Source organism: Pedobacter nanyangensis, from assembly GCF_003313505.1.
Classification (GTDB): domain Bacteria; phylum Bacteroidota; class Bacteroidia; order Sphingobacteriales; family Sphingobacteriaceae; genus Pedobacter; species Pedobacter nanyangensis.
In genome coordinates this window covers 610,883-637,650 of sequence record NZ_QMHO01000001.1, presented here as the reverse complement: position 1 = coordinate 637,650, position 26,768 = coordinate 610,883, and the positions used below count along the sequence as shown (strand labels likewise).

16 protein-coding genes are annotated in these 26,768 nt (G+C 41.1%); all 16 read right to left on the bottom strand.

Annotated elements, in window-relative coordinates:
* Window positions 1-438: 438 nt before the first annotated feature.
* The gene (locus tag DUT71_RS02870; RefSeq protein WP_113660997.1) at window positions 439-4,764 is read right to left on the bottom strand and encodes a DUF4347 domain-containing protein; all 4,326 of its coding nucleotides are present in this window, start codon (window positions 4,762-4,764) and stop codon (window positions 439-441) included.
* 17 nt (window positions 4,765-4,781) lie between these two features.
* Window positions 4,782-5,606: a sulfotransferase family protein gene (locus tag DUT71_RS02865; RefSeq protein ID WP_113660996.1), complete on the bottom strand. Its 825-nt coding sequence runs from the start codon at window positions 5,604-5,606 to the stop codon at window positions 4,782-4,784.
* Between the two features lie 33 nt (window positions 5,607-5,639).
* Window positions 5,640-6,191, bottom strand: coding sequence for an adenylyl-sulfate kinase (locus DUT71_RS02860; RefSeq protein WP_113660995.1), 552 nt, complete (start codon window positions 6,189-6,191; stop codon window positions 5,640-5,642).
* Window positions 6,192-6,202: 11 nt separating this feature from the next.
* Window positions 6,203-7,153, bottom strand: a complete 951-nt coding sequence (locus DUT71_RS02855) for a Gfo/Idh/MocA family protein (protein WP_113660994.1) — start codon at window positions 7,151-7,153, stop codon at window positions 6,203-6,205.
* An 86-nt stretch (window positions 7,154-7,239) separates the two neighbouring features.
* The gene (locus DUT71_RS02850; protein ID WP_113660993.1) at window positions 7,240-9,774 is read right to left on the bottom strand and encodes a beta-N-acetylhexosaminidase; all 2,535 of its coding nucleotides are present in this window, start codon (window positions 9,772-9,774) and stop codon (window positions 7,240-7,242) included.
* Window positions 9,775-9,990: 216 nt separating this feature from the next.
* Entirely contained in the window at window positions 9,991-11,940 is a 1,950-nt protein-coding gene (locus tag DUT71_RS02845) for a ligand-binding sensor domain-containing protein (protein WP_113660992.1), read from the bottom strand.
* 1 nt (window position 11,941) lies between these two features.
* Entirely contained in the window at window positions 11,942-13,006 is a 1,065-nt protein-coding gene (locus DUT71_RS02840) for a dihydrodipicolinate synthase family protein (protein WP_113660991.1), read from the bottom strand.
* Entirely contained in the window at window positions 13,006-14,022 is a 1,017-nt protein-coding gene (locus DUT71_RS02835) for an NAD-dependent epimerase/dehydratase family protein (RefSeq protein ID WP_113660990.1), read from the bottom strand. Before DUT71_RS02835 ends, DUT71_RS02840 begins: the two co-directional genes overlap by 1 nt.
* A gap of 26 nt (window positions 14,023-14,048) precedes the next feature.
* Complete coding sequence (locus DUT71_RS02830) at window positions 14,049-15,251, bottom strand: Nramp family divalent metal transporter (RefSeq protein ID WP_113660989.1); 1,203 nt, start codon at window positions 15,249-15,251, stop codon at window positions 14,049-14,051.
* Between the two features lie 5 nt (window positions 15,252-15,256).
* The gene (locus tag DUT71_RS02825) at window positions 15,257-16,750 is read right to left on the bottom strand and encodes a PQQ-dependent sugar dehydrogenase (RefSeq protein ID WP_113660988.1); all 1,494 of its coding nucleotides are present in this window, start codon (window positions 16,748-16,750) and stop codon (window positions 15,257-15,259) included.
* Between the two features lie 2 nt (window positions 16,751-16,752).
* A complete protein-coding gene (locus DUT71_RS02820; protein ID WP_113660987.1) occupies window positions 16,753-18,213 on the bottom strand; it encodes a BNR-4 repeat-containing protein in 1,461 nt (486 codons plus the stop codon).
* A gap of 88 nt (window positions 18,214-18,301) precedes the next feature.
* Window positions 18,302-19,771 (bottom strand): RagB/SusD family nutrient uptake outer membrane protein, encoded by a 1,470-nt coding sequence (locus tag DUT71_RS02815; protein ID WP_113660986.1) that lies wholly within the window; start codon window positions 19,769-19,771, stop codon window positions 18,302-18,304.
* 71 nt (window positions 19,772-19,842) lie between these two features.
* Entirely contained in the window at window positions 19,843-23,343 is a 3,501-nt protein-coding gene (locus DUT71_RS02810) for a TonB-dependent receptor (protein WP_205313821.1), read from the bottom strand.
* Between the two features lie 168 nt (window positions 23,344-23,511).
* Window positions 23,512-24,666 carry a FecR family protein gene (locus DUT71_RS02805; RefSeq protein WP_113660985.1) on the bottom strand — a complete coding sequence of 385 codons (1,155 nt, stop codon included), beginning with the start codon at window positions 24,664-24,666 and terminating at the stop codon, window positions 23,512-23,514.
* A 79-nt stretch (window positions 24,667-24,745) separates the two neighbouring features.
* Entirely contained in the window at window positions 24,746-25,327 is a 582-nt protein-coding gene (locus DUT71_RS02800) for an RNA polymerase sigma factor (protein ID WP_113660984.1), read from the bottom strand.
* Window positions 25,328-25,432: 105 nt separating this feature from the next.
* Window positions 25,433-26,671 carry a glycoside hydrolase family 88 protein gene (locus tag DUT71_RS02795; protein WP_113660983.1) on the bottom strand — a complete coding sequence of 413 codons (1,239 nt, stop codon included), beginning with the start codon at window positions 26,669-26,671 and terminating at the stop codon, window positions 25,433-25,435.
* Window positions 26,672-26,768: the final 97 nt, after the last annotated feature.

Below are 26,768 nucleotides of genomic sequence, written 5' to 3'. Positions count from 1 at the left end.
TGTCGTTTTTGAGTGTTAATACTGGAATTAGTTTACATGATTTTTTTACTAATGCTATTTTTACTTTACAAGTGCACAACTTGGCTTTCATCATCCAAAGAAGTTTTTAGTTTTATTGGTTTCGCTTTCCGTCCAGCGGCACGTTCGCTCAAAAGATCGTTATTGACTTCACTAATAACCTTATTCTTGGTTTCCTCGTCCAATCTGCCCTATGGCTTTCGGGAGCAGTGGTAGGTTTAATAGTCTTCTCTGTTTTTGTTATCATTTTTTGCTTGCATTAGTGACAAGCTATTTCAGGACAAGACAGGAAGAAATATAATGTAAACCTGGTACTCTTTCATCAGGGTTTTATTGATCAACCTATATCTTAACGATAAAAAACTCCAGCATGAAAAACGCTGGAGTTTTTTTGGATAATGACGTTAAGGTTTTAGCTAACTATTTTTTTAGCACTTTGCAAACAACACTACCATCGGCACCAGTAAGTTTTACAAAGTATATCCCTACAGGATAAGAAGATAGCTCTATAACTACTTCAGATTGTCCAATTGTTAATCCTTGTTTTTGAAGTACGCTTCCATCTATACCAATCAACGAAAGCACATTGTATTTACCTGATTGGAATGCTATACTCGCTCTATTTGCTGTTGGATTGGGGTAAACCGTCACCTCAGCCACAGAGAAATCAAACCTTAGCGCTTTCTCTCCCAATTCAGTAGAAGTTCCATTCCTATCTAACTGAACTAATCTGTAATAATTGTTACCATTTAAAGGATTTTTATCGATAAATGAATACAAATTTGCTACATTTTTACCAGCTATTTCAGTTAGTTTAACAAAGCGCTTGTCATCTCCACTTCGGTAAATTTCAAAACCACCATTGTTTTGTTCCATCGCTGTTTGCCATTGTAACCTTGCCTGATTACCATCTATTTTCACCGTAAAATCTACGAGGGTAACTGGCAACACATTTTGATAGCTGATTGCAAATTGTACCGCCGGAACATTTGGATTATTGGCAGCATCTTCCGCAACATTTCCTGCAACATCTACGGTAACATTACCGATAGCAGCAGGTGTAACGTTAAACGTATAAGTAGTGCCACTACCGCTAAAATTGCCAATAGTTCCATTTCCAATGGTAATATCGCCTGCGGTAAAATTGGTTACACTCTCAGAAAAAGTTACCGTAAACGGAATTGGAGATGTAGTGGTTACGGTACCGGATGTGCCCACTGAAGACGAGATAAGCACGCTTGGCGCAACATTATCTACAACGGTAATCGAAAAAGCTTTTTCGAAATTACCTCCAAAACTATCGGCACTTCTAATACGGATATTGTAACTACCAGCAGGCAAAGCTGAAGCATCATTAGCCCGTAAACTTGAGCCGCTGATATTGAAGCTTGCATTATGAATACTTCCTGTTCCAGCTACCAGCGTGTAGCTATGTGTATCGGCAGCATCAAGATCAGTAGTGCTTAATGTACCAACCACAGCATTTGCTCCAGCACTTTGGTTAACGGTTAGGCTAGATAGGCTGATATTTGTTGGTGCACTGTTAGCCACGGCCACATAGGCCGAGTTGGCACCCGTTGTGCCGCCCCTACCATCATTTGCCGTAACCACCACACGCAGGTATTTGTGCGCATCACTGGTGGTTAGAGTATAACTTGCACTATTGGCTCCAGCAATAAGGGTCAAATTCGTACCGCTATTATCGTCGGCACGATACCATTGATAGCTGTAAGTACGGCCATCGCCATCGGCATCAGACCAGGTACCGTTGGTAGTAATCAGCGCATTGCCTACCGTAGCGGCTCCGCTTATACTTGGTGCAACACTATTTACCGGAACAGAGTTAGCCACAGCCACATAGCTAGAGTTGACTGTTGTTGTACCGCCAGTTCCGTTGTTAGCGGTAACCACCACCCGTAGATATTTGTGGGCATCACTGGTGATTAAGGTATAACTTGCACTGTTGGCACCAGCAATAAGAGCCAGGTTGGTGCCGCTATTGTCATCTGCACGGTACCATTGATAAGAATAACTGCTGGCATTAGTCCACGTACCAGTAGTGCTAGAAAGTGCATTACCGATAGTAGCTGTTCCTGTAATTACTGGAGCGACCGTATTTACTGGTATGGCCAATACGCTTAGCGAAGCCTGTGCTGTACCAGCAGAAAAAGCAGTGGTACCACCATTTGCAGCGGTACTTAAAGTTGACCTTGAGCCGTTTACAGATGCGGTGCCTGAAGTTCTGTCCCAAGCTCTAAAAGTAAGGGTTGGTGTTTCGGCACCAGTACCACTAGGTACGTAGCGTAGCTGCGTAGTGGATGTTAGCAACAATGCCGAACTAGCAGACACGGTTCCTACACCGGTCCACGTGTTTCCATCGGTAGAATACTGCCAAGCGCCGCCACCCGAAGTTGCGGTAATTGCCATGCCTGAAAGGGCTCCCGCATCGACATCGGCATAAGTTAAACCGGCCAATATAGTACTTATCAGGGTACCATTTGAAGCTTGGTTTGCATTGATACTGCCAAGCGAATATGGGCCGCCAGCCAAAGTTGGCGCATCATTTATTGCAACTATGGTTATCGTTGATGGAATGTTAACACTAACCGCACTTATACCTCCGTTAGCTACGCCCCCGTTATCACCTATTGATGATAACGTAACGGTACGGCTAGTGCCCGTTGGAGAATTGCTGGTGTTTTTATAGGTAATGCCATTGATCAGTGTTTGCGTGGCCGCTGTACTGATACCTGCCGCTTTAGCAAGCGTAACCGTTGCTGTGCCACTTGTTACTGATACACTCGCTGATAAGGCATTGGTTGCGGTAGTTGCTGTTGTTCCATTCGTTAAGGTCAAATCTGTACCGTCGACAGTTAAGATTTCGCTACTGCCATTGGCAAGATTGTTCACTCTTACTTGCAAACTTACAATGGCCTGCCCGCTTTCTACCGTGCTTACTGCAGCTCCTGCAAATACGTTTACTGCTGTGCCTTTTTCCGTAAACGTAGGGCTTAATGCCGTAGCCGTTAAGGTTGGTGGATCATTTACATCTGTTACACTTACTGTTTTGGTGGTAGCGGTACTGTTATCGGTGCCATCGTTTACTACAAAAGAGATGGTACGGTTTGATGTATTAGGCGCACTGGCGGTATTGTTGTAAGTTACCGACCGCAAGGCAGCTTGCCATTGCGCCAGGGTGGCGCTATTACCAGCCGAACTTAGGGTAAGTACACCCGCAGCATAACTGCCTGTTACATTGCCCATGGTGGTGCCGTTGTTAGTAAATGCCAATACATCTTGCCCGCTCTGGAAATTGCCCGAAATAGTTACTGTTGCAGAAGCCAGGGTAGTATGATCAGCGTCGCTTAACGTTAAGCCATTGTCTATCACTACCGGCGTACCCTCTAAGTGGGCCGTAGTACCACCTGAAGCAGTTACAACAGGTTTGGCATTAGCAGTAATGCCAATATCTTTGAACGTTATTTTTTTTATCGCACCCATGAAACCACTGTTGGTGTTCATCACAAATGGGGCCCATGAATTATTGGTAATGGTTAACGAGGTTACACCAGCAGGTAATGCACTAAGATCAAATGTTTGCGCAGCATAGCCAACTTGCCAGGCATCTTTAATATTGGCGTTTATACTGCCGCCAAGATTAGTGGTAATGGTAGCTGGATCTCCCTGATAAGTATAAATTTCAATAGAAACCGGCGTAAAAACACTACCATCGGTAAAGCTAATGGTAAGTGCACTTTCCGAAAACCCAAAAGAGATTCCATAACTATTATCGGCTTTAATACTGTTGTAGGCTCCATCAACCTTTAAAGTACGCTCAACGCCATTTACTGTTTGTTTAACCAAGGCATCAATTGCGGTAGATGATGATTTATTCGATCCTACAGGCGTAAATCTGTCATTGTTTGCCCCAGCATTAACCACAGTCCAACTCCCTACCTGAAAAGTAACATTTTGCAACACCTCCGTAAAATCTTTCATGGCTATGGAATTAGCCAGAGGTTGCGTTTCGATATTACCTTTTTGCACCTCTAAATTCCAATCGCCATTATTTTGAGTGTTGCCGGTTAGGTTATTTGAAGCCGCTACGTCTGCATGGGTATTGTTTTTGATGATTTCTAAAAATTCATCGCCTTTTTCGCCTTTGCCCAATTCACAGCCATAAAGCAGAAAATCGCCTCCGACTTTCATCGTGCTGTTAACCACCTTAGCAAATGCGGCATGGTTGGCAAGTGCCTCGCTGTTTATCTGTGTGTTGCCCAATAGCAGTTCGCCTGCATTGGCGTGAGAGAATAAATGTACTGCCTGTAAATTTTGATACTGAGCAAGCTTATCCATTAAAAAAGCTAAGCCATCTACCCCTTTGGGTATTTCTACCAAGACTACTCCGGGCCTCGCCAAGCTACTGAACTGTTGGTAGTCTTTAATATTATGATCTACCACTAAAAGTTCCTTTACTGGCGAACTTATAATTTCCAAACGATTGGCATGGGTAATTTTTATAGGTCCAGTTGGCTTTTTCTTCGCCTTGTAGGGTTTAAGTAAATTGTGAGGTACAGCTCCTAATGAGGGCTCAGCTAAATAGCTTTTGTTTTTTCCGGGAGCATAGGCACCTCGCCTGCCAACATAATACGCTGAACCAGCTGCACTGGCAGAAAACGAAGTAGCCATTACCACCATCTGCATGAGGGCGGCACTTGCTTTTTTGCTTACTTTTGTAAATTTCATATCGATATGCAATTAATTTATAGGTCCTGCGAATCTTTAGTGGCAATAACATTTGCCGAACTGCCTGCGGTATCTTTCCAAAATGCCATTTCGCTATATTTCTGGAACAGATCTGGCGGTAAAATGGAGCGACGCTGTTTAAATTCTACTTTTTTGCCAATGGTATGCAAACCCTTTACGCCAAGGGTATAGTCAAATTCATCTTGCGAGTAGTCTACATTGTCAAAATCATGCGGATAATAGGCCATGCCCGTGAAATCATAAACCAGCTGCATGGTTTTTTCAGGGAAACGGGCCAGCAAGTCGTAATCTATCAGCAAGAGCTTATCGGCATACTCGCCATAAAAGGCTTCTTTAAGCGCAGTAAGCGCAATACCTACTGTCCCGTTCAAAAGACTTTCGCAACGGGTATAAACCGTAGCACGGTTTCCCGCAGAGAACATACGACTATAATCGAAAGGGTTTTTACGATAGATTTTCTCGAAACTATCCATGATCCAGGCCGGGTTACGCACCAAACAAATAACTTTAAAATCATCAAACATTTCTACTAATTGGTGCATACGGGCTGTCCATAAGCGGTTGGTGTCAAAAATGACTTCCTTTTGAATATCTTCGTAATAGGCATTGAACAATGCAGAACAAATCGCTTTTCGCTTTTTCTCATCAAAGAAGCTGTAGAATTCGCTGCCCGCACCAATTTGTTCTAGACAGCCATTGACAAGTGAAGCCACAGGGCTGCTCATACCTGCATGGATTAACGGATTTTGGGTAAATATGCCAGAAAGAAGCGTCGAGCCCGAACGTGGTAATCCTGATATAAAATGTATTTTTCGATTCATGTTAATTATTCATTTCTTACTAATGGCCCCAGCTTATATGGTTTCTGTGAAGCGTTGCTGCACTAGCATCTCCTTTAAAATATAACTCCCAATTTCTGCCGAAGCATCCGTTATGTTAAGGTGATCGGTATCGATCACCAGATCTGGCTCCATTGGCTTTTCGAAAGGTGCATTAACACCTGTTAGGTTTGTCAACTTATCAGGATGTCCATCGGGTAAATAAGCTCTGTGATATAGGCCTTTTGTGTCCCTCTTTTTGAGCTCCGCCAACCCACATCTTAACCAAATCAACTTTGCGTTAGCATAATCCCTAAATACTTGCCTACCTTTTTCGTAAGGATTAATCACAGCTATTAAAATTACATCTGTATTTATGCTAGCAGCGAGTTGAGCCACCCTTGTTAGGTGTGCTAACCGGTCTTCTTCCGAGAATCCCAAATCGGCCGAGATGGTCTTTCTTAATTCGTCGCCATCTAGCACCGTTACTTGGTAGCCTTTAGCCATTAATTTTTCGCTGACCGCCGCAGACAAGGTGCTTTTTCCCACACCAGAAAGTCCCGTAAATTGAAAGACGTTTTTAGACATGATCTATATCATTAATATGATAGTTTAATAGTTGCCCCCTGTTTGAACTTGCTTTCTTCAGCCGCCTCCATAAAAGCTAAAATAGCCAAGGTTTCATTTTCCTCCACTGGAGCAACACCAGTTTCGAAGAACTTCACAATTTCAAGAAGCAATGGTTCATAACCCAAATAGGGGCCAAGTTGAAAATTACCTTCACTGGTGAAACAAATGCCACCAAAATCAGCCTTCCCATTACGCATTCCCCTAAAAGTACCTATACGCCCGTCGTCCCACTTGCCTACCACCACATCAGCGTCAGGGGTGTAAAACCGATTCACTGAAACACAATTCGGTCCCATCGCCGCAAACAACATTTCTACGCCGTGTATTCCATACCAAAATAGGTCGGGATGTGTAGGCTCAATCGTAGCCGGGCTGAAAGTATCTGCTCCGAGCACTTCTCCATGCTTTTTACTCCTAATTTGTTTAACCATAGCCATAAAGCGAAGAGAAGATGCGGAAAAAACGGGCACACCAAATTTCTTTGCTTCTTCAAAAATGAATTTTCCATCAGTTAAAGATGCAGCCAAAGGTTTATCGATGAAAAGCGGTTTTTTAGCTTTAATTACTTCCAATGCCTGCTCTTTATGCAAACGACCATCATTCGTCTCCAATAAAACAACATCTACCTCCTGTAGCAATTGGGCAATGGAATTGACAATTTTAACACCGTATTTTTTTATTTCTTCAACCTGTAGAGGAATACGTTGCCTGCTTAGTTCTAGGGTTTTACTGCCGTAAGGATAAGCGGCGACCACTTTATAGCCTAACAACGACGAACTGGCATTTTCGGCATTTAGCAATTTTGTGAATGCAAGACTGTGGCTGGTATCTAGGCCAATAACCCCCACCCGCTTTTGTACAGATTGGTGGGCAAAGGAACTCCTTGGAAGTGCAAAAACAGCACTCCCCAAGGTCAACATCTTTATAAAATTGCGCCTTTGGATGATCAAGACATGGTCACTTTTCTATATAGACCGCCTTAACCCAAAAACTCCCACAATTTTTTTTATTTTTTTATGGTGATGGTTTTACTGCCCTGCTGTCTAACAAAAGTTTTGAGTTTAATGGTAGATTTAGCGTCAATTGGCCCTGTGTAACTTTTACTCTGCAAAGTTGGTTCACTGCCATCGGTAGTGTATCTAATTTGGATACCTGGAAACTGCATGTTTGCATTTAGCTTCCCCTTTTTTAGTGACACGCCTGGAGGTGGTATGCGAAACTTAAAACCACCAGCGTAATGAAGAAGTCGTGGTAATTCTCGCTGCCCTAAAAGATTAGCAAATTGGTTCCAGTCTTCTAAATAGTGCGACCAAGACTTGGCACTATCCGTTTCTTTTGACCAAGCAGGTTCTGCAGCCCAAGCTCGCTCTGCGTAACCTAGCAATTTAGGAAGCAACATATATTCCATTGCTTCGGCTCCGCTAATTTTCTCAGACCAGAGTTGGCTCTGTATGCCCACAATATGTTGTTTACCTTTATCCGTTAATCTTTCCTTACCTTTAAAAATAGCGGCATTTAACACATTTCCACTGGCATCTTCTGTTGCTGTTTTGTAGTAATCAAATGGCGAAAAATAAAAGGCTTTGTCCGTATCTACATAACCGCCCCAGTAAAGCCCAGGTTCGCTGGAATTTTGATTATAGGCCAAATCAAAATAGTAATTGGTTACCGCAGATAGCACAACGTTGTAACCAGCGTTGGCCAAGCGGTAAGATAAATCGTCATTACCCCCTCCCCAAACGTTGTTCCATACGTAAACCTGAAAGTTCTCGTTTACAAAATCTGGATTGGCTATGTAGGTAGATTTCCCATCAGCTGTGCTTACTTTTCGCATGGCGATTTCTTCCCAGCCTGCCATCTGCAAGTTTTTTGATTTTAGCAACTTGCTGGCTTTGCCGATATAATAGTACCAAAGATCATCGTAATTTGTTATTCTCTCTTGCTGCATCAACTGGGCAATGGCTGGAGATTTTTCCCAAACGCCTTTAGGCACTTCATCGCCCCCTAAATGCACAGTTTTTAATGTGGCACCGGCCAAACGGTACATTTCCGCCATTTCATCCACTACTTTGCCAATGAAATTGTACGTTGATGGCAAGGCGATATTCATCACATTATCGGTATAACCTTGTACCGAGCGGTATATGGATTGATCTAGCGTATCACGCAGTAAATATTGGCGAGCTGCCTCGGGCTTACCTTGGCTCATCAAGCTACGGTATCGCTTATCCATTGCTTTGATAGCCGCTCTTGCATGTCCCGGAGTTTCCAGTTCTGGAATTACATTAATGTGGCGTTGTTTGGCATACTTTAAGATCTCGATAAAGTCTTGCTGCGTATAATAACCGCTGCCGGGTGCTTTTGCCACGTCTGGTCCAGAACCGTAGGCAGGTTTTAGGTAATTGGCATCGTTTAAGGTGTGCCCTCTTCTTCCCCCTACTTGAGTAAGTTCTGGCAAGTCTTTGATTTCCAATCGCCAACCTTCATCATCATTCAAATGAAAATGGAAGGTGTTGATTTTATAGAGTGCCAAAAGGTCTAACAGTTTTAAAATTTCAGCTTTGCTTTGAAAGTTCCTGGCCACATCTAACATAAACGAGCGATAGCCAAACCTCGGTGCATCTTCAACTTCTACAGTTTGAATACTGATTTGCTTTTGCTTTTTTGCCCAAGAAGTTGGTGGCATCAGCATTTTTAGTGACTGCAGACCATAGAAAATACCCGAAGTAGAAGAGGCCGAAATGATCACTTTGTCCTTGGCTACTGATAGCTGATAATTTTCATCGGGCAAGCCCTTAATTAACTTCAATTGAATATAGTCGGTTGATGCACCCACAGCTACCGTCAATGTTTTGCCCAGTAGCGCATTTAACTCTTGGTTAAATAGCGCTGCTTCCTGAGCAAAAATTGAATCAAAAACTAATTTTGTCGCAGCAGATAAGATAAACGTACCTGCATTTTCTTTATAACTTACTGGTTTTGGCAATATTTTAACTACTTGGCTAGCAGGTAATGCTGATACATTGCTATTTTTAACAAAAGCTGCCGCTGCCGCCTGTTTTACTAAAGCTTGTTCGTGCTTTTCACCCAAATTGATTTTTAAGTTTTTAACATTAACAACAGTTTGAGCATTGTTTTTTGCTACCCAATACAAGCCACTTGGCGCATCGGTAAAATTCATTGATTTGCCTTTGGCTGCGTAGTTTATGGTAAAGCTTTTCCCCGCCGCAATTGTAGCCTTGCCGCTGATGAAACTTAATTGCCTAAACTCGCCCCCATGTGCTTTGGCTATGGCGTTTGCAGTAGTAATTGAAACAATTTCTCGTGGGTACGAAAAGAATAAGTCCCAATCTTGCAGATTTACAGCGCCATTACTGTTGTTCTTAAAAACGAACGATGCAGTAAATTGTCCCTTTTGTGGGTAATCGTTTTGATGCAGTTGCCATTCGACACTAATTTTCTTCAACAATTCCGTTTGCTGGGCATTTGCATAAAAGCTCGCTGTTATTGTCGCCAACAGCAGTAAAAATAATCTTTTCATATTTTAATCATATCACCCCTTCGGGGTTTTTCCACACCATCTTTCAAATCTATCATTATGTCAATCCTTCGGACTTAAACTATGGTGTTTAGCATTAGTGGAGAACAACAACATTAGAAATCTCCTCTGTTGGCGCCCCCGCCAAGGTGTTAAAAACATTTCATTTAATAAATGGAAATAGACCAAACTAGCAATAGATTATATAAAATCTGTTATTTAAGGCGTATAAGACCAAAGCTCCGTACCACGTTTAAAGTAAATTTTCCCAGTTGGATCCATTACCATTAGCCCCGCATTTTCTGCTAAAAATTCAACTTTTTTAGTGGATGGATATAGCTTAAAAAGCTTACCATTATCCGTTCCGTAAATATCTCCAGAGGGATGAATTGCTAAAAAAGCACTACGCCAAATGTGGCTGCCAAAAGGAGGATAATCATACAGTTTTTGTACGGAAAGCACCTTTTGTTGTGCCACATCCAAGATGAACAAATGCCCATCGGCGATACCCCAAATATTCCCATCGGGGCCGTTAATGAGACAGGTAATAGCAGCCGCACCAGCAACCGGCACTAATTTAGTGATGGTCTGGTTCGTTTTCATGTCCCAAAACATCAGCTCTGCTTCCTTACGTTCAGGCTTTACACCCAAGCCACCAGAAATAGATCCGCCCAAAATCAATACACCATCTTTACTGGCCAAGCTGGCCACCGACTGCTTTTCTAAAACTTCTCCAAATGACGTGTGTTTGTGGTTAGCTTCATCGTACATGGCCAAAACACCGCCCAACTTACCATATTCAGGTACAGTACCAAAATAAACCTTTTGTAACTTCGGCAAGGCATGAACAGCAAATGAACGGCTCTGGTCTTTCTCTTCGAAAATCAATTTCGGATTACTTTTAACGGTATTCCAAGCCTGGGTAACATCATAAGTGTAAAATCTCCCTTTGGGATAAATGCCAAAATAGATTTTACTACCCATAAAGGACATCCCTTCGGTTTGGTCTAAACCCGCATACTTAGTGTTTTTGTTTGTTGCGGGATCAAACGTTGCATGCCCACCTGCCAGATAACCGCCTGTCCACACTTTTTTATCGGGGCCGTACATAATGGCATTAATTGGTATCGGCTGCGATGGGATTTTTAATGCGGTAATTTGTATTTTTTTGGTTGAAGTATGGTAATGTAGTAATTTTCCCTTAACGGTCAATACATAAAGATTACCGGCATTATCGTTATGGAACGCTGTTGCCGCAGCAATATCCGTTGCTAAAGTAATAGCCGTATTAAAGTTCTTGCTTGCGTCAACACGTTTTAAACTACCTTTTGAAGTGTAATATAGCAACGATTTTTTCACATCTGTACCTACCGCCTTCATATCCATATCAACAACTTCCTGTTCTACTTTTTGTGTAGCAAGGTTGTAAACCAAAGTGGTTTGACCAGCAGTAAGCAGCGCCAATAATCTGTCTTGTCCATCGGTACCTTTTACCATTTCTAAGCTATAAACAAATTCTCTGTCTTGATATTTAGCTGGCAGTATCTCTTTTTTCTCTTTGGTAGTTAAATTAATGGCCACAAGATGCGCATGAGAACCCACGCCAGCGTAAAGTATATTCCGTTTGGTATCGAAAGCAAGGCTACGCACATAATTTTCACCCGCTACCAAGGGGCCGTTGGCTAAATCGGTAAACCCGTCTTTTGGATGATACCTGAACAGCCTACAACCTGGGTAAGTAGCGCCGAAAACTTCGCCATTTTTACCAGCTGTTAAATTCCACAAGTAGGTTTCGTTAGGTAGGGCATTGCCCAAATCGGTAATGTTTTTTGTGCCCGGTTTGTGGCTAAACAGCTTTCCTCCTGCCCCCGGAACGTATAGCGTCCCATCGGTAGACTGTGCTAAATCCCAAGCACCATCTGATTTGGGCAAAGGAACATCAAGCACCAAAGCTTTGGTTTTCACATTAAAAGCCAATAAATGTGCAGGTTCGCCACGTACTACGGTGTATAGCAATAAATTACCTTTGGCATCTTTCAAAAAAATACTGCCCTGTATCATGGTAGCGGTTAGTTGCGGGCCATGGTTTACAAATTTATCCTGCTGTGCTTTAGCCGTTTTTACAAACGCAAAAGCGAATAACAGGCAAAACAATTTCAATAACTTCATCTTAAAGTCCTCCTTGCTGTGCTAAAAAGTTGGCCACAAAAGCATCATCATTTAGGTGTGGATAATCTTGATGTACCCTATCTATTTCTTCTAGTTGTCCTAGAGATAATTTCTCGTCTGGATTTAAGCACCAAATGCCTTTCAACAACCCTTGCTTACGCAACATTTCATGAATACCCGGAATACAACCGTGGAAGTGGTTTGCAGGATCGAACAATGCAGCATTCACATCAGTAATTTCTACCCCTCGGCTCATCAAATCATCAAATTGGGTAGCCGTTGGCTTGTTTCGGTAAGCTTTAATTTCTTCCATTAAAGTCACTGCTCTTTGTGTCCAAACTGCCCAGTGGCCTAACAAACCACCTACAAAACCTTTTTTTACCTCCTTCCCGTTTACCGTAAAACGATAAGAGGTTAGTAAATCGGCCACAATGTTATCATCGTTACCGGTGTAAAGCGCAATTTCGTCTCTCCTACTGCTGTTGCAAACTGCTCTTACTACATCTAAAGTTTGGTAACGATTAAATGAAGCGCACTTAATCGCCAATACATTTTCGATCTCTGCAAATTGTAGCCAAAAATCGTAGCTAAAAATTCGTCCACCAACCGAGGGTTGTAAATAGAAGCCAAACACCGGGATGACCTGCGCTACTTCCCTTACCCTATCTAAAATTTGTGCGTCAGTCCATCCTTGTAAACCGCCCATACTAAGCAGCCCCATATCGTAGCCTAAACTAGCTGCTATTTTAGCTTCGCTAACTGCTTGTGCTGTTGGGCCGCAAATACCTGCCACTTTTAAAAACGGACGTTGGAGATTAGCCTTGGTTACTTCTTCTGCTGCCCATTGCAGTACGGTGGTAAATAAATTTACTCCCGGATCTCTGATTTCGAACTGAGTAGAATGTACAGCAACCGCCATACCTCCTGCGCCACTTTCTATGTAATATCTCGTGAGTTGACGTTGCATTTTCTCGTCGATAGTTCTATTTTCGGTTAATGCCAACGGGTGTGCAGGGATTACCGTTCCCTGCTGTAAATGCTGATATAATTCTTTACTAAGCGTCATTAAAATTTCCCTCCTCTTTCTTGAAAATGTGTGGCTTTACCAAACTCATCGCCACCATTGCTTAACCAAGTAGCGGTAATGTCTATAATTTCCCTAATAGTGACTTTAGGATAACCGAAAATGCGATGACACTCCGATGCGTTGTTTAATAATGCCGTACCAACAGGTTCATTTACAAATTTTGGTTTGATGTTAAAAATATTGGCAAATTGTTGCGCTATCCAGCGGATGGATAAAATTTCGGGGCCGGTTACGTTTAAGATTTTCGCAGGTGTAGCGCAATGTAACAGCGAACGGATGGCAATTTCGTTAGCATCGCCCTGCCAAATGACATTCACGTTTTCGGTACTTAAATCTATTTCCTTACCAGCCAAAATCGCTTTGGCAATTTCCATCACTACACCGTACCTAAAATCTACCGCGTAATTTAACCTGTAAATTAAAGTTGGCGTTTGGTTTTTATGGGCAAAAAACTCGAAAATGCGCTCTCGCCCCAAACAAGATTGTGCATATTCGCCAATGGGTTCTGGTGTGGTTTCTTCAGATACGCCGCCAGAGGTAACTGGAACAAATGGCAATACATTTCCAGAAGAGAATACCACAATGTTCGAATTCTTATACTTTTCGGCCACTCTACCAGGCAAATAGGCATTCATTGCCCAAGTAAAGTTTTCTTTTCCAGTGGTACCAAATTTATTGCCAGCCAAATAAATCACGTTTGGTACATCTGGTAAAGCAAAAAGTTCTTCATCGTTCAGCAAATCGCAAGCAATTACTTCTATGCCTACCGCTAAAAGTTCTTCTTTTGCTTGTTGGTTAGAGAAACGAGATACGCCAATTACACGGTTCGACATTCCTGCTTTACGCAAGGCATCTACCAATAATTTGCCCATGCTAGGCCCCATTTTACCACCAATGCCGAGCAATACAATATCGCCTTTAATTTTTTTTACATCTGCAATAAGAGCCTCCGAAGGACGAGTGTATCTTTCTTCAAGCGCTTTTAAATCTTCCATATTTGCGTGTTATATTTTTATCAATGTTATTGAATGAACATGTTGTAGAAATTCCATGCGGCCAATGCTACTAATAGCAATAAGCCTATGGCACCCACTAATTTTATATAGTTACTGTTTTTTCGAGCGCCCATAATTTTTTCATCATTGGCTATTTGATACATGGCATAGCCGATAAAAGGCACCAAGAAAATGGTTACGCTTTGGGCAAAAATGATAAGCTCTAATGGCAGTTTACCAAATACCAAAGAAATGGTAGCGCCACAAACCATTACCAGGGCAATAAAGAGCCTCACCATTTTAGCACTTAGCTGACTGCCATAACCAAAAGCATCGCCCAGTAAGCTACCACCTACCGTAGCATTACCTACCAACGATGAAAAAGACGCTCCAAATAAGCCTAGCAAAAACAGATTGGCGGCGTACTCGCCAAATAAAGGCTGCAAAGCTTTAGACATTTCGGATGCACTGTTTACTTTAATTCCCTGCGGATGTAGCACCGCAGCAGCACAAATAATTACTACTGCACTCATGAAACCCAAAATCAGGATGCCTGTTGTGCTTTTGTTAGTCACTTGGGCACCTAATTTTTTACGTTCCTGCATTAAATACGACTGGTAAAAAGCCCCCACAATGGAAAAGCATGAGGCTACAAAAGCAATTAGCAATACAGCTGCGTTTGGATTATAACTTGGCACAAAACCTTCTGCAATGCCAGAAATAGACGGTTTGGCTAAGAAAAGCGTAGTTAAAAAAGCAATGAGCATTACCGCTACCAAAGCAATCATTAACCGTTCTAGCACTTTGTAAAAACTTCTAAAAAAAAGTAAGGCAATCCCTAATACGTTGAACAAAACCACCCAGAGCCAAACCGGTGTCCCACTGGCTTCGGCAATGGCAATGCCCACGCCTATAGAATTGCCTGCCTGAAATGAGGTAGTTACCAAAAAAACACCTAAACCAATAGCCATAGCAGCACCTTTGCCCCATTTTAAGCGAATTTGGGCAAGCAAGCTTTCGTTACTGCTTAACCCAATGCGAGCGCCCATATTAGTAAATGCCAGCATAAAAAATATGGCTACTAACACAATCCACAGCATGGAATAACCAAATTCGGCGCCCAAACGTGAAGTAATGGTCATTTTACTTGGACCAAAAACCAGGGCGGCTGTAATAACACCTGGCCCTAAGCCTTTTAATAAGGATATGAATTTATTTGAATTTGCCATGTAATTTATTGTTTTTTGATTTGTGTAGGTGTAATGGCACTGGCCTTATTACCCCAGTTTTGACGGATGTAAGTAAGAACTGCTGCCGCTTCTTCATTACTTAAAAAATTAAATGCGGGCATTGCTGCACCTGCTTGTTCCTTGCTAATGCCATTTAATAAAATTGGGATTAGCGTTTCTGGACTAGCCTTCACCTTTGCCGAACCTGCCAAGGCCGGGAAAGTTCCCAATACACCTGTTCCATCTTCTTTATGGCAGGAGGCGCAATATTGCTGGTATATCGTTTTACCCGAAACAAGATTTGCAGTTTCTGGTTCTTCTGCCCTTAGCACTTTGTGCGTAGCTTTATCAGCTTTGCTAATTTTTAAGATTTTATCATCTCCTGGCAATGGAAAACCTGGCGAAGGGTTCCAATCTCGGTTACTGGTAGCTAGGTAGACCGCACCATCTTTATCGGTGCAGACATCCCGTAATCGGCCATAATATTTCTCGAAGAAAATTTCTTCATGTTTTACGCTCTTACCGTCGTCATTTAGTTTGATTACCCTTAAACTTTTGCCTTTTAAAGTGGTCAGCAGTAAACTATTTGCCCATTCGGGGATGCCTTTACCATTGTGATACGTGATACCAGCAGGAGCAATAACGGGTGTCCAAGATTTGATGGGCAGCGTGGTGTGATGTTTTAGGGCAAATGCCTTTTCTGCAGGCAAATCTTCTTTACCTTCAATGGCTGGCCAACCGTAGTTCTTCCCTTTTTCGATCAGGTTGATTTCATCTTCAATAGCATCGCCGTGTTCGGAAGTATAGAGCAAACCTTTGTTGGAGAATGTTAGCCCCTGCATGTTTCTAAAACCCGATGCCCAAACGTAACTGTTCGGTATTGGGTTATCAGCAGGTACAGAACCATCTGTATTCATCCGCAAAATTTTACCGTTTAAACTTTTCGGATCTTGCGCTTTTTCGCCAAAATAGGCATCGCCTGTGGCCCAATATAATTTTTGGTCGGGACCGATAGCTAAGCGGGAACCATTATGTGCGGTATAGCCATCTACTTCTAAGAGTACTTTTGGGTTTTTTAAGGTGTCTGCTGTAATTTCGTAGCGAACCAAACGGTTAATGATGAGCAAACTGTCTTTTTGCACCGTGTAATTTACAAACAGGTAAGGATTTTTTTGTACTTGTGGATGCACCACTAAACCCAACAGGCCTGCTGTACGTTTGCGCCAAACTTCCGCTATTTTAACCAACTGCTTTTTTTTACCCGTAGCTAAATCTATCCTGGAAACGGCGCCACCTTGCTCGGCAATAAAAAGCGAATGATCGTCGGCATAGCAAATATCCCAAGGCACATCCAAGTTTTTAGCTAATACTTCTACCTTCAACAGGTTTTTTTCCAGCTGCACGTTATCGATCGTTTGCAAATGGAGTTGATCTTGATTACAGGCATAGCAAAATACTACTACAAGACCTACAATTATCCGCTTTGGGTATCTAAGCATGGTTATTTAACTGGCTTTTTTAGTTTAATAGGTTTCATTAAATCTGCCGTCATTTGGTCTGGCAACTGGTAAACATTTCCCTTTTTATCCGAAAAATATAAATGCGATACAGAGCGCTTTCTGCCATGTCCATCGGCCCAAAACGCAAAGAAATCTGGATGAACGTTTACTGGCTTTCTAGCGTAAGAATGGTTATAGGCACTCCTGTCTGTTAATGATTTTGCCATCCAAGTTTTGCCTTTATTATTGCTTGTCCACATGACCATTTCTCCGCCTGTATTAAAAGCCTGCGGCCCTATAGCCGTTGGGCCAACAATAGTCCAAATTCCTTTTTTGTCAACTATTAAAGAGCCCATATCGTAATTATTATCAGAAGTCGTTACGGGCAATATTTCCCATGCCGTTCCTGTAAATCTTGCGGTATTCCAGGTGTAGGGAGCGTTTTCTGGTCCAGCTTGGTAGCCTTTACTGGTAATAAATAAGATGATGGGATAACCTTGATGATCGAATTCTACATCGTTAATGTAAACGTTTAAACCTAGGGAATGGTAATCTTTTACCAATGCATCGTTTTCAATTTGGATTAAGGGTAGTTGTACTTTTTTACCACGCACACTCTCCCAAGTTTTACCAAAATCCTTGGTTTGGATGTAGTATAAATTGGTTCTGTAATTTAGTCCGTTTTCGCCCTCTTTTACCGGGTGGAAATTAAATGAAGTTCCTACCGTATTGCCGAAACTACCACTGGTTTGGTAATGACCTTCTTCAATGGTAGCCAAATCTTTCCAATCGCTGTAGTTTACACCATCAGCACTGGTCATATAGCTTATGGTTCTACGTGGTTTGCTCGGTTGATTTGGTATTACTTTCCTATCGTAATGCGTAAATAAGTTGATAAAGCCATTCCCCTTTTGATACCAACTTTGCAGGTAAGAAAAATTGTTCATCGGCACTACTTTGCCATTTTCGATTTTAGTAGCCTGAATTTGTTCGAATTTAGCAATGTCGTAAGGTTTCACGCTTTTGTGCACATAAGACGGACCGTTGGTACCATGCGCTGTAGAAAACAACCAAATATAACCCTCGGCATCAATATTCATTACCGGATTATCGTGGGCGTTATCTGTTTTTTTATCTAAAACGATGGTTGGTTTGGGCACCATTCCGCTTTTGTGATCGAAATAAGAAACCATGTGCAGCAATGTCTTACCCGCTTGATCTGATCCGCCGTAACAAAAAAATGTCTTTTTCTCTTTGGCTACATACACAGAAAATGGATAATGATTGGCTGGATAAGTGCCAAGACCACCACTGTATTTGTAAACATATTCGTCGTTAGAAGGCTGGTTACTATACCATATCCCTCTATATCCATGATCTTTTTGGTTAAGTGTCTGTACTTGTGCCCATGAAAATTGAAAGCAAGCGATAGCCATTAAGCAAGACAGAAATAATCTTCTCATAATTTTTTGGAATTAAAAGATGGGTAGAACAGCAAATCAAATTTCCCGTCTTCACTGCAATAGCGGTAAAGACGGGAAAAAGACAAGATTAGTTAGGATAACCTGTATTTTGCTTAATTAAAGCTGGGTTAATATCAATCTGCGTTTGGGGAATTGGGAATACAACATGGTGCGACTGCATGCCTTTAGAAGCCATTACAGTAAGTGCTCTGTTGGTACGTACCAAGTCAAACCAACGGTGTCCTTCAAAAGCCAACTCTACTCTACGCTCCTGCTCTATGGCCAACCGGAAAGCCGCTTGATCTGCTACGCGAAGCGACAAATCGGCGTTGTTACTGGTTTTAGGCGGCAAGCCTGCTCTGTTTCTAATTTGATTTAAGTAGGTAAATGCTGGTCCGTCAGCTACATAACCTTGCTCATTTAAGGCTTCTGCATACATCAATAATACATCCGCATAGCGCAATACGATCCAGTTGTTATCACTATCTAAATAGGCTGCCGGAACACCTGCATACTTTATAATGTAATTGTGTTGAACCGTGTTGCCATTAAGCACATAGCTGTTTCTCATCGATACCGCTTTTCTTAAATCTCCAGCTTCGTAAGCGTTATTCATATCAGCTGTTGGGATATTTTGTCCTAGCGGATTACCAACCGATACCACTGCCGTTCCGGAACCTATTGGCGCAAACTGGTTGGTAAACGGGCTACCTTCATTAGTTGCGCCTTTCTTAAATTGTACCTCGAAAATAGATTCTCTGTTGTTCTCATTGCTAATACCAAAAACACCAGCATAAGTTGGCATAATTTGATATTTGTTTAATGCAACATTGTCAATTACCTTTTTCAATTGAAGTGCCGCCAAATCGAACCTTTTCTGAGTTAAGTAAACTTTACCCAACAAAGCCGCCGCAGCGCCTTTAGTTGCTCTACCAATATCTGCCCCAATAAATTCGTGAGGTAAAACTGCTTCAGCTTCTGTCAAATCTGTAATAATTTGCGTGTAAACTTCAGCACTTGGGTTTCTACCATAAGCGTAACCTTCTTTTGGGTTATTGATCATTTTCACTACCAAAGGGACATCGCCAAAAATGCGTACCAAGTTAAAGTACATTAGCGCTCGTAAAAATTTAGCTTCGGCAGCATACCTTGCTTTTAGCCCTGCATCCATATTTACAGCGTCAATTTTGTCTAACACAATGTTGGCCGCTTGGATGGCTTGGTAGTGGCCCGCCCAAGTAGTGCTGCTGATAGAGGTAGTAGGTAAATTTTCGAACCTATCTATCGCTAGTAAGTCGGCACCTGCATTTGGATCGGTAATTTCTGTATTATCCGACCTCATTTCGCCAATAACGTGCATCGATGAATAGTACGTACCGCCTGTTTGCAAGCCACTGTACACCGAAGCAAGTGCAGCTTTCATGTCATCGGCAGTTTTATAAAAATTGGTCCCATTCATTTGAGAAATAGGAGCACGATCTAAAAAGTCTTTCTTACAACCACTAGCCGAAAGTAACACTATGGTACCCACAGCAAAAATTGTTTTTATATATTTCATCTTTCTAAGATTTTTCTTTAATGGTAATGAAGCAATCCCTATAAATGGGAAAATTTCATTGCTAATGTTTCTTAAAATCCAAAATTTAAACCGAACATAAATGTACGAGCCAATGGATAGGCACCAGAATCAACCCCTGGCATTAAAGGGTTTGCCCCTTCTACGCTTACTTCTGGGTTATAGCCTTCGTAATTAGTAAATGTGAAAGCATTTTGTACCGTAAAGCTAAATCTAGCGTTGGCTACCTTTAGCTTTTTTGCTACCGAAGCCGGCAGGTTGTAACCTAACGTAATGTTTCTAATTCTTAAATAAGAGCCATCTTCAACAAATGCAGAGGTAGCATTGTTAATAACCGAAGCTACACCTAAAGAAGCAAAATTTCTATCTATTTGTGGGATCATGCCATTACCTGGCTCCGAAGCAGATTTCCAACCGTTAGCCGCACTTCGTAAAGAGTTGTTTAAGCCCGAGTAGCTTCCATAAAATCTTCTGGCTGCATTAAGCACCTCGAACCCTTGTACACCTTGTAGGGTAAACGAAAAATCAAAGTTTTTGTAAGAAAAACTATTGGTCATGCCGTAGGTAAAATCTGGAAACGGACTCCCAATATTGGTTCTATCATCGGCAGTAATTACACCGTCGCCGTTGATATCAGCAAATTTTAGCTGGCCTGGTTTAGATGCAGTAGTTCCATTTGCATTTTTAATTACAGGTTGGGTATCTACTTCATTTTGATTTTGGTAAACACCAATCACTTTGTAGCCAAAAAATGCACCGGGTGTAGCACCAACTTCCGTAACGTGCGTATTGCCTGCAGCAAATGTAGTTTGTCTTGATAAGATCCGCGAACCATCAGGGCCCAAAGCCAACACTTTGATATTGTTAGTAGAGAGATTAAAATCGGTAGTCCATTTAAACTCTTTTACCAAGTTTCTGCTAGTTAATGTGAACTCGAAGCCTTTGTTTTGAATTTCGCCGATATTTTGCAAGGCGTTGGTATATCCTGTTAAGGTGGGTACAGGAACACTCAATAATAAGTCTGAAGTTCTTTTATTATAGTAGTCTACAGACATGAACATTCTGTTTTGCAGCACACCAAACTCTAACCCTAAATCTAATTGTTTATTCTTTTCCCAACCTAATAAGCTATTGCCAATGTTATTTAGCCTAATACCGTTGTTAACCGTACCGCCACTTGCTCCAAAAATGTAGTTATCGGCTGTAGTAAGTGCAATAGCGCCGTAGTTACTGATAAAGTTGTTTCCAGTAATACCGTAACTGGCTTTAACCTTTAAATCAGACAGCCAGTTCACATTCTTCATGAAATTCTCTTCAGAAACTCTCCATCCTAATGATACTGAAGGGAAAGCTCCCCAACGGTTATCGAAACCAAAACGAGACGAACCATCAGTTCTAAAAGTAGCGGTGAGCAAATACTTGTTGTCAAAACTATAGTTGATACGAGCCAAATAAGAAAGTAAAGCCCAATCTTCTACCGGTGCTGGTGCACTAGTAATTGTACCCGCGGCGTTGGTTGTTTTTACAATATCGTTTGGAAAATTGGTAGCGCTAATAGAGGCAGATTCGATATTTTCTTGTTGTATCGTATAACCAAATAATGCATCAAATGCATGTTTCTTAATTTTCTTGTTGTAGTTTAGTGTAAACTCTGCCAACCAATTTCTCGACTGGATAGTGTTGTTGTTAGCCGTAGCCAACTTAGTATCGTTTACACTGTTTGGGTTAATAATTGATGGATTAAAGATCTGTTCTCTAAAGTTTCTGATATCTGCACCTACCAAAGATTTAAAATTTAAGCCGTTAATGATGGTTACCTCAGCAAAGGCAGTCCCCAACAACCTCATGTTGCCCTGTTGATGAAAATATTCTTTTGCTATTTTAACTGGATTATCTACCTCACTGGTTCCCATGCCCAAGCCAGTAATTTTTCGATAACTACCATCTGCATTGTAAGGTGTTAAATGTGGGCCTGCAGCTAAAGCAGATTGGATAATACCGCCACCTTGCCAGTTACCTTCGGCCAGAGTTTGGTTAGAAAAGTTGTAGCTTGGGGTTAAGTTTGCCCCAACTTTTACCGCTTTATTTACTTGCGACTCTACATTCACTCGGAACGAGTAGCGTTTCAAATCTGTTCCTAACAATATACCGTCTTGTGTTAAATAACCACCAGATACAAAGTATTTAGTTTTTTCATTACCCCCAGAAAAATTAATCTGGTAATTGCTCATAGGGGCAGTTCTAAAGATTTCATCTTGCCAATTGGTACCCACACCCAGTGCATCTGGATCAGAAAGTGCATCTGGCAACACATAAAAAACTCTATTTGCCGCCGGCGTAGAAAGCAAACGAACTGAGTTTGGATCTGAAGCTGATCTGCCTGGGGCAGAATTGACCCAGGCATTATTTCTTGCTTCGTTCATATAAATGGCGTACTCTCTAGCATTTAACATGTCTAGGGTTTTCTCAACCTGTTGTACACCTGTACTTAAATTGAAATCTATTTTAGAGGCTCCTGTTTTTCCAGATTTGGTAGTGATGATGACCACACCATTCGATCCTCTTGAACCATAAATTGCCGTTGCCGAAGCGTCTTTTAGTACTTGTATATTATCAATATCTGACGGGTTTATCGTTGCTAATGGATTGTTTCTTTGGTTATAATCATTGGTTACCGGGAAACCATCTACAACGTACAATGGCTCGTTACCAGCGCTTAAGGAGCCGGCACCCCTAATCCTAACGGTAGATCCACCACCTGGCGCTCCTGTGGCTTGACTAACCTGTACGCCAGCCATTTGACCTGCCATGGCGTTGTCTAGACTTACAACAGGCTGGTCCTTGATTTTTTTCGAATCTATAGAACTGATCGAACCTGTAACATCTTTACGTTCTTGTTTGCCATAACCTACAACCACCAATGTATTTAAGCTGGCTGCATCTTCTATCAGATTAATCGTGATGGTTGTTTTATTACCAATAGGCAATTCCTGTGTTACATAACCTATATAAGTCACCACAAGCACTGCGTTTTCTGGTAAATTATTTAAACTGAAATTACCATTGGCATCTGTTACTGTAGTTTGAGTGCCGTTTTTAACACGTATACCAGCCCCTGGCAATGGAGTTCCTTTATCTCCCAGCACCGTTCCTTTGATGTCTATAAAAATAGATGTCTTTGGCGCTTCAGTCTTCACTTTGATAACAACAATGGTTTTTTGCTCAATAACAAAAGTAAAAGGCTGGTTTTTGAAAACCTCTTTTAAAGCTTGGGTTAAACTGGCATTCTTTAATTTGATCGTTACAGGATCTGCATCTTTAAGTTCATTATGCTTGTAGAACAGGTAATGTCCACTTTGTTTGCTGATCATCGTCAGCGCTTTGGCCAAGGGAATATCTTTGCCTGTTAAGTTGAGACTTTGAGAATAACTTTTAGCGCTTATATGAAAGCAGCTAATCATAATAATGATTACCGTAAGTTTCATGGTTAGAAACAGTTTGGACAGGCAAAATCCAGAAAGCATCCGGATTTTACCGTAAAAATTAATTTGCATACTTTTGTAAGGTTTGGTCTTTGATTGAAAGTTCTTTACACAGTTTTTTTGGTTTGGGCCAAACACCTCCCACTGGGAGATTAAACCGGTAGTGTTCCCGCACTTCCGGTTTTTTTTTAGCCTATTTAATTTGGTTCTTAGGTATTCATAAAGTTTGATTTTGTTTGTTTAGTTGGCTATGACAATTGTTCTTCCTTTAATGGAAGTTTTTATTTTACTTAGTTCCAATATTTTCAATACACCTCTAATATCTTCGGTACGTTTCATTTCTCCCACAAAAAGATCTTCATTTTTAGCGCCGACATACACAACCTCCACATCGTACCACCTAGCTATCTGGCGCATCACCGCGTGAATATCTGCCTTATCAAATTTGAAATAGCCATTTTTCCATGCAACTGCCACATCGGTATCAATTTCTGCAACGGTTATCTGGGTACCTTTTTGCTTTATTGATGCTTCTTGGCCCGGACGCAATACTTTCCATAGGGTGTTTTCGTTCGCAGCTTTATCCAATTTGGCCACTTTTACACTTCCCTCAATTAGCGTTGTCTTTTCATCAAGTTCATCCTCGTAAGCATTCACATTAAAATGTGTGCCTAATACTTCTATCTGTTGATGATGTGTGCGTACCAGAAATGGCATCTCCTTGTTACTGGCGACTTCGAAATAAATTTCACCAGTAACATCTACCGTCCTAGTCTTTCCAGAAAACCGCGTTGGAAATCTGATAGATGAAGCAGCGTTTAACCAAACTTTTGTTCCATCTGGCAATTCTAAATGATATTGCCCACCTCTAGGTGTAGCCACTGTATTGATACTTGGCACTAGATCTTTTTCTACATCGTAACTGATCTTTCCATCGGCTCCCTTGGTAACTTTTAAACCGTCTTCTTCTACAACAACACCATGAGAACTTTCATTTAAGCCAATGGTAGAGCCGTCTGCTAAGGTCAATATAGCTTGATTAACACCTGGCTTGATGATATTTTCTTTCTTGGTCTGAGTAATTAAAACCCTTGGTTTTTCGCTTTTGAAATAAAAGATACCTAGTGAAGTTAGCAGTACTAAAACTGCAGCTACAGACCACCATTTCGAATAATAAAATGGTATTTTCTTCTGTTTTTGGTTGGAAATTTCGAGCAAAAGACCTGCTGAAATCTCATTCTTTATATTTAATTTTTCTTGTGAATTTAGACCATTAAGGATATTTCCTTCGGCGTCAAATAGTTCGTAGTATGCTTCTAAAAACTCTACCTCTTCCCTATTGGCAGCCCCTCTGTTATATCTCGCTAAAATTTCTAGAAATATTTTTTTATCCATCTTGGTTACGGCAGCTTATATAGACAGCCCATATCAACAAGACCGACTAACACGAAAAAGTCCCACAAAAAAAAGAAAATTATTTTCCGAGGTGCAATAAAACGACAATGTACAGTAGATCTAGCGAATCCCTGAGCTGATTTACGCTCTTACCCAATTGGTTTTGTACGGTTTTTCTACTGATATCGAGTTTTTCGGCGATTTCTTTGGTAGAAAGATCTTCGTGAAACCTAAGTTTAAAGATAGTTCTTTGCGATGAAGGCAAACTGTCTACCAGTGCCTCGTACTTTAACATAAATTCTTTTCGTAATAACTCTACGTCAGCTTGGTCGCTTTCCTGCACCAAAATTTCTAACAAATCAGGAATTGTTGTAAACCTCTGCTCCTTCTCCATCCATTTGAAAACATTGTTTCTGATAGCCGTATAAAGGTATGCTGGTACTGAAGCCACTTGCAAATCATATCGTCTAGACCACAGTTGTAAAAAGATGTCTTGCGTAATATCCTTGGCGTAATCTGCATCCTTCAATCGTTTGTAGGCTGCGTTATATGCTTGCTCCCAATATTTTTCATAAAGTAGATGAAAGGCCGATTCATCATCGATCTTCATCTGTTCTAATAAATATTGGTCGTCTATACTACTGTCTGTTGATCTAATCATACTTGAGGAAGCATCCAATCAAATCTATCTAATATTTTCGATTTAACAAAAACAGCACCTTGCCATGATAACTACAAGGTGCTGTTTAACTAATTTAAATTTGAATTACTTGCTTATTTTTTGATATCGTAAAAGTGCTTCCAGAAAATAATAGTCTGCATATATCAATGGCACATCAATTTCTCTATCAGAAGGAAAGTTTCCTGTGCTATGTTTCAATAAAAAGTAGGGATTTTGTCGCTCTACATTTAGATATTTATCACTGCTCAAGGATTTCAACATGCTAACGGCCGCATTGTAATACTTCTTGCCTTGCTCTGCTTTCAGCATTGTACTTAATTCTAGCAAACCAGAACTTGCTATGGCCGCCGCCGATGCATCTCTTGGCACCTCCGCATATTTTTTTGGATCGAAATGCCAATCTGGTTTATATCCTTGCTGACCGACGTTAAAGTCCCAATAAGGTACCTTGTCTTTAGGTAAATTTGGATGTTGGAGAAAGAAATCAGCCATTTTTATGGCAGCTTCTAAAAAACGTGGATCTTTTGTTTCTCTGTAAACTACCGTAAACCCATAAATTCCCCAAGCTTGTCCCCTTGCCCAAGTAGAATTATCCGAAAAGCCCTGCAAGGTTTGCCTATGCAGAACTTTTCCAGTTTTTGGATCATAGTTCACTACATGGTACGAACTATGATCGGTCCTAAGGTGGTTTTTCATCGTCTGCTCGGCATGTTTAATGGCAATATTTCTGTAGCTCGTATCGCCACTGATTTTACTGGCATAAAACAATAGTTCCAAATTCATCATATTGTCCATAATAACCGGATATTCCCAAGTATTGATATCGCCTTTTGATTTACGCTCGTTCCAGGATTGGATACTGCCCACCACCGGAGAATATCTTTTAGCTAATGATTTTGCCGACTGTAAAAGTATTTGAGGGTATTTTTCATCTTTCACAAAACGAAGTGCGTTGCCATAACTGCAATACATCATAAAACCTATATCGTGGTGCGAGGTATTAAACTGGTTGCTTTCTAAGGAATGTGTCCAAGCTAGTGCGGCATCTTTCCACTTAGTATCTTTAGTGTATTCGTACATATACCATAAGGCGCCTGGCCAAAAACCACCTGTCCACTCATCTATTTGTAGGTATTTCAAATTCCCATCAGGATACAAACTGTGAGGATAATCAATAAAATTACCTTTAGTTTTTGCTAATAAGTTATCATATAATGGGGCTGCCGTTTTAAAGGTTTTAGCAACAAAATCTGATTTCTGGGCAAACAGCGAGCTGCTCAATAGCAGTATAAATACTGCCATTAGTTTATTTATCTTAGTCATACAGTTTTATCTTATGTACTATATAAGAGCAGTTTTGCGGCTAAAGTCCCACATCCAAGCAAAAGAAATTATTGTTCAACAACTATTCTATCCATAT

Coding starts and splice junctions, on each gene's coding strand:
- DUT71_RS02810 (WP_205313821.1), bottom strand. CDS start 23,343: ATGCAAATTAATTTTTACGGTAAAATCCGGATGCTTTCTGGATTTTGC.
- DUT71_RS02815 (WP_113660986.1), bottom strand. CDS start 19,771: ATGAAATATATAAAAACAATTTTTGCTGTGGGTACCATAGTGTTACTT.
- DUT71_RS02845 (WP_113660992.1), bottom strand. CDS start 11,940: ATGAAGTTATTGAAATTGTTTTGCCTGTTATTCGCTTTTGCGTTTGTA.
- DUT71_RS02870 (WP_113660997.1), bottom strand. CDS start 4,764: ATGAAATTTACAAAAGTAAGCAAAAAAGCAAGTGCCGCCCTCATGCAG.
- DUT71_RS02825 (WP_113660988.1), bottom strand. CDS start 16,750: ATGCTTAGATACCCAAAGCGGATAATTGTAGGTCTTGTAGTAGTATTT.
- DUT71_RS02850 (WP_113660993.1), bottom strand. CDS start 9,774: ATGAAAAGATTATTTTTACTGCTGTTGGCGACAATAACAGCGAGCTTT.
- DUT71_RS02865 (WP_113660996.1), bottom strand. CDS start 5,606: ATGAATCGAAAAATACATTTTATATCAGGATTACCACGTTCGGGCTCG.
- DUT71_RS02855 (WP_113660994.1), bottom strand. CDS start 7,153: ATGTTGACCTTGGGGAGTGCTGTTTTTGCACTTCCAAGGAGTTCCTTT.
- DUT71_RS02805 (WP_113660985.1), bottom strand. CDS start 24,666: ATGGATAAAAAAATATTTCTAGAAATTTTAGCGAGATATAACAGAGGG.
- DUT71_RS02820 (WP_113660987.1), bottom strand. CDS start 18,213: ATGAGAAGATTATTTCTGTCTTGCTTAATGGCTATCGCTTGCTTTCAA.
- DUT71_RS02840 (WP_113660991.1), bottom strand. CDS start 13,006: ATGACGCTTAGTAAAGAATTATATCAGCATTTACAGCAGGGAACGGTA.
- DUT71_RS02830 (WP_113660989.1), bottom strand. CDS start 15,251: ATGGCAAATTCAAATAAATTCATATCCTTATTAAAAGGCTTAGGGCCA.
- DUT71_RS02800 (WP_113660984.1), bottom strand. CDS start 25,327: ATGATTAGATCAACAGACAGTAGTATAGACGACCAATATTTATTAGAA.
- DUT71_RS02835 (WP_113660990.1), bottom strand. CDS start 14,022: ATGGAAGATTTAAAAGCGCTTGAAGAAAGATACACTCGTCCTTCGGAG.
- DUT71_RS02860 (WP_113660995.1), bottom strand. CDS start 6,191: ATGTCTAAAAACGTCTTTCAATTTACGGGACTTTCTGGTGTGGGAAAA.
- DUT71_RS02795 (WP_113660983.1), bottom strand. CDS start 26,671: ATGACTAAGATAAATAAACTAATGGCAGTATTTATACTGCTATTGAGC.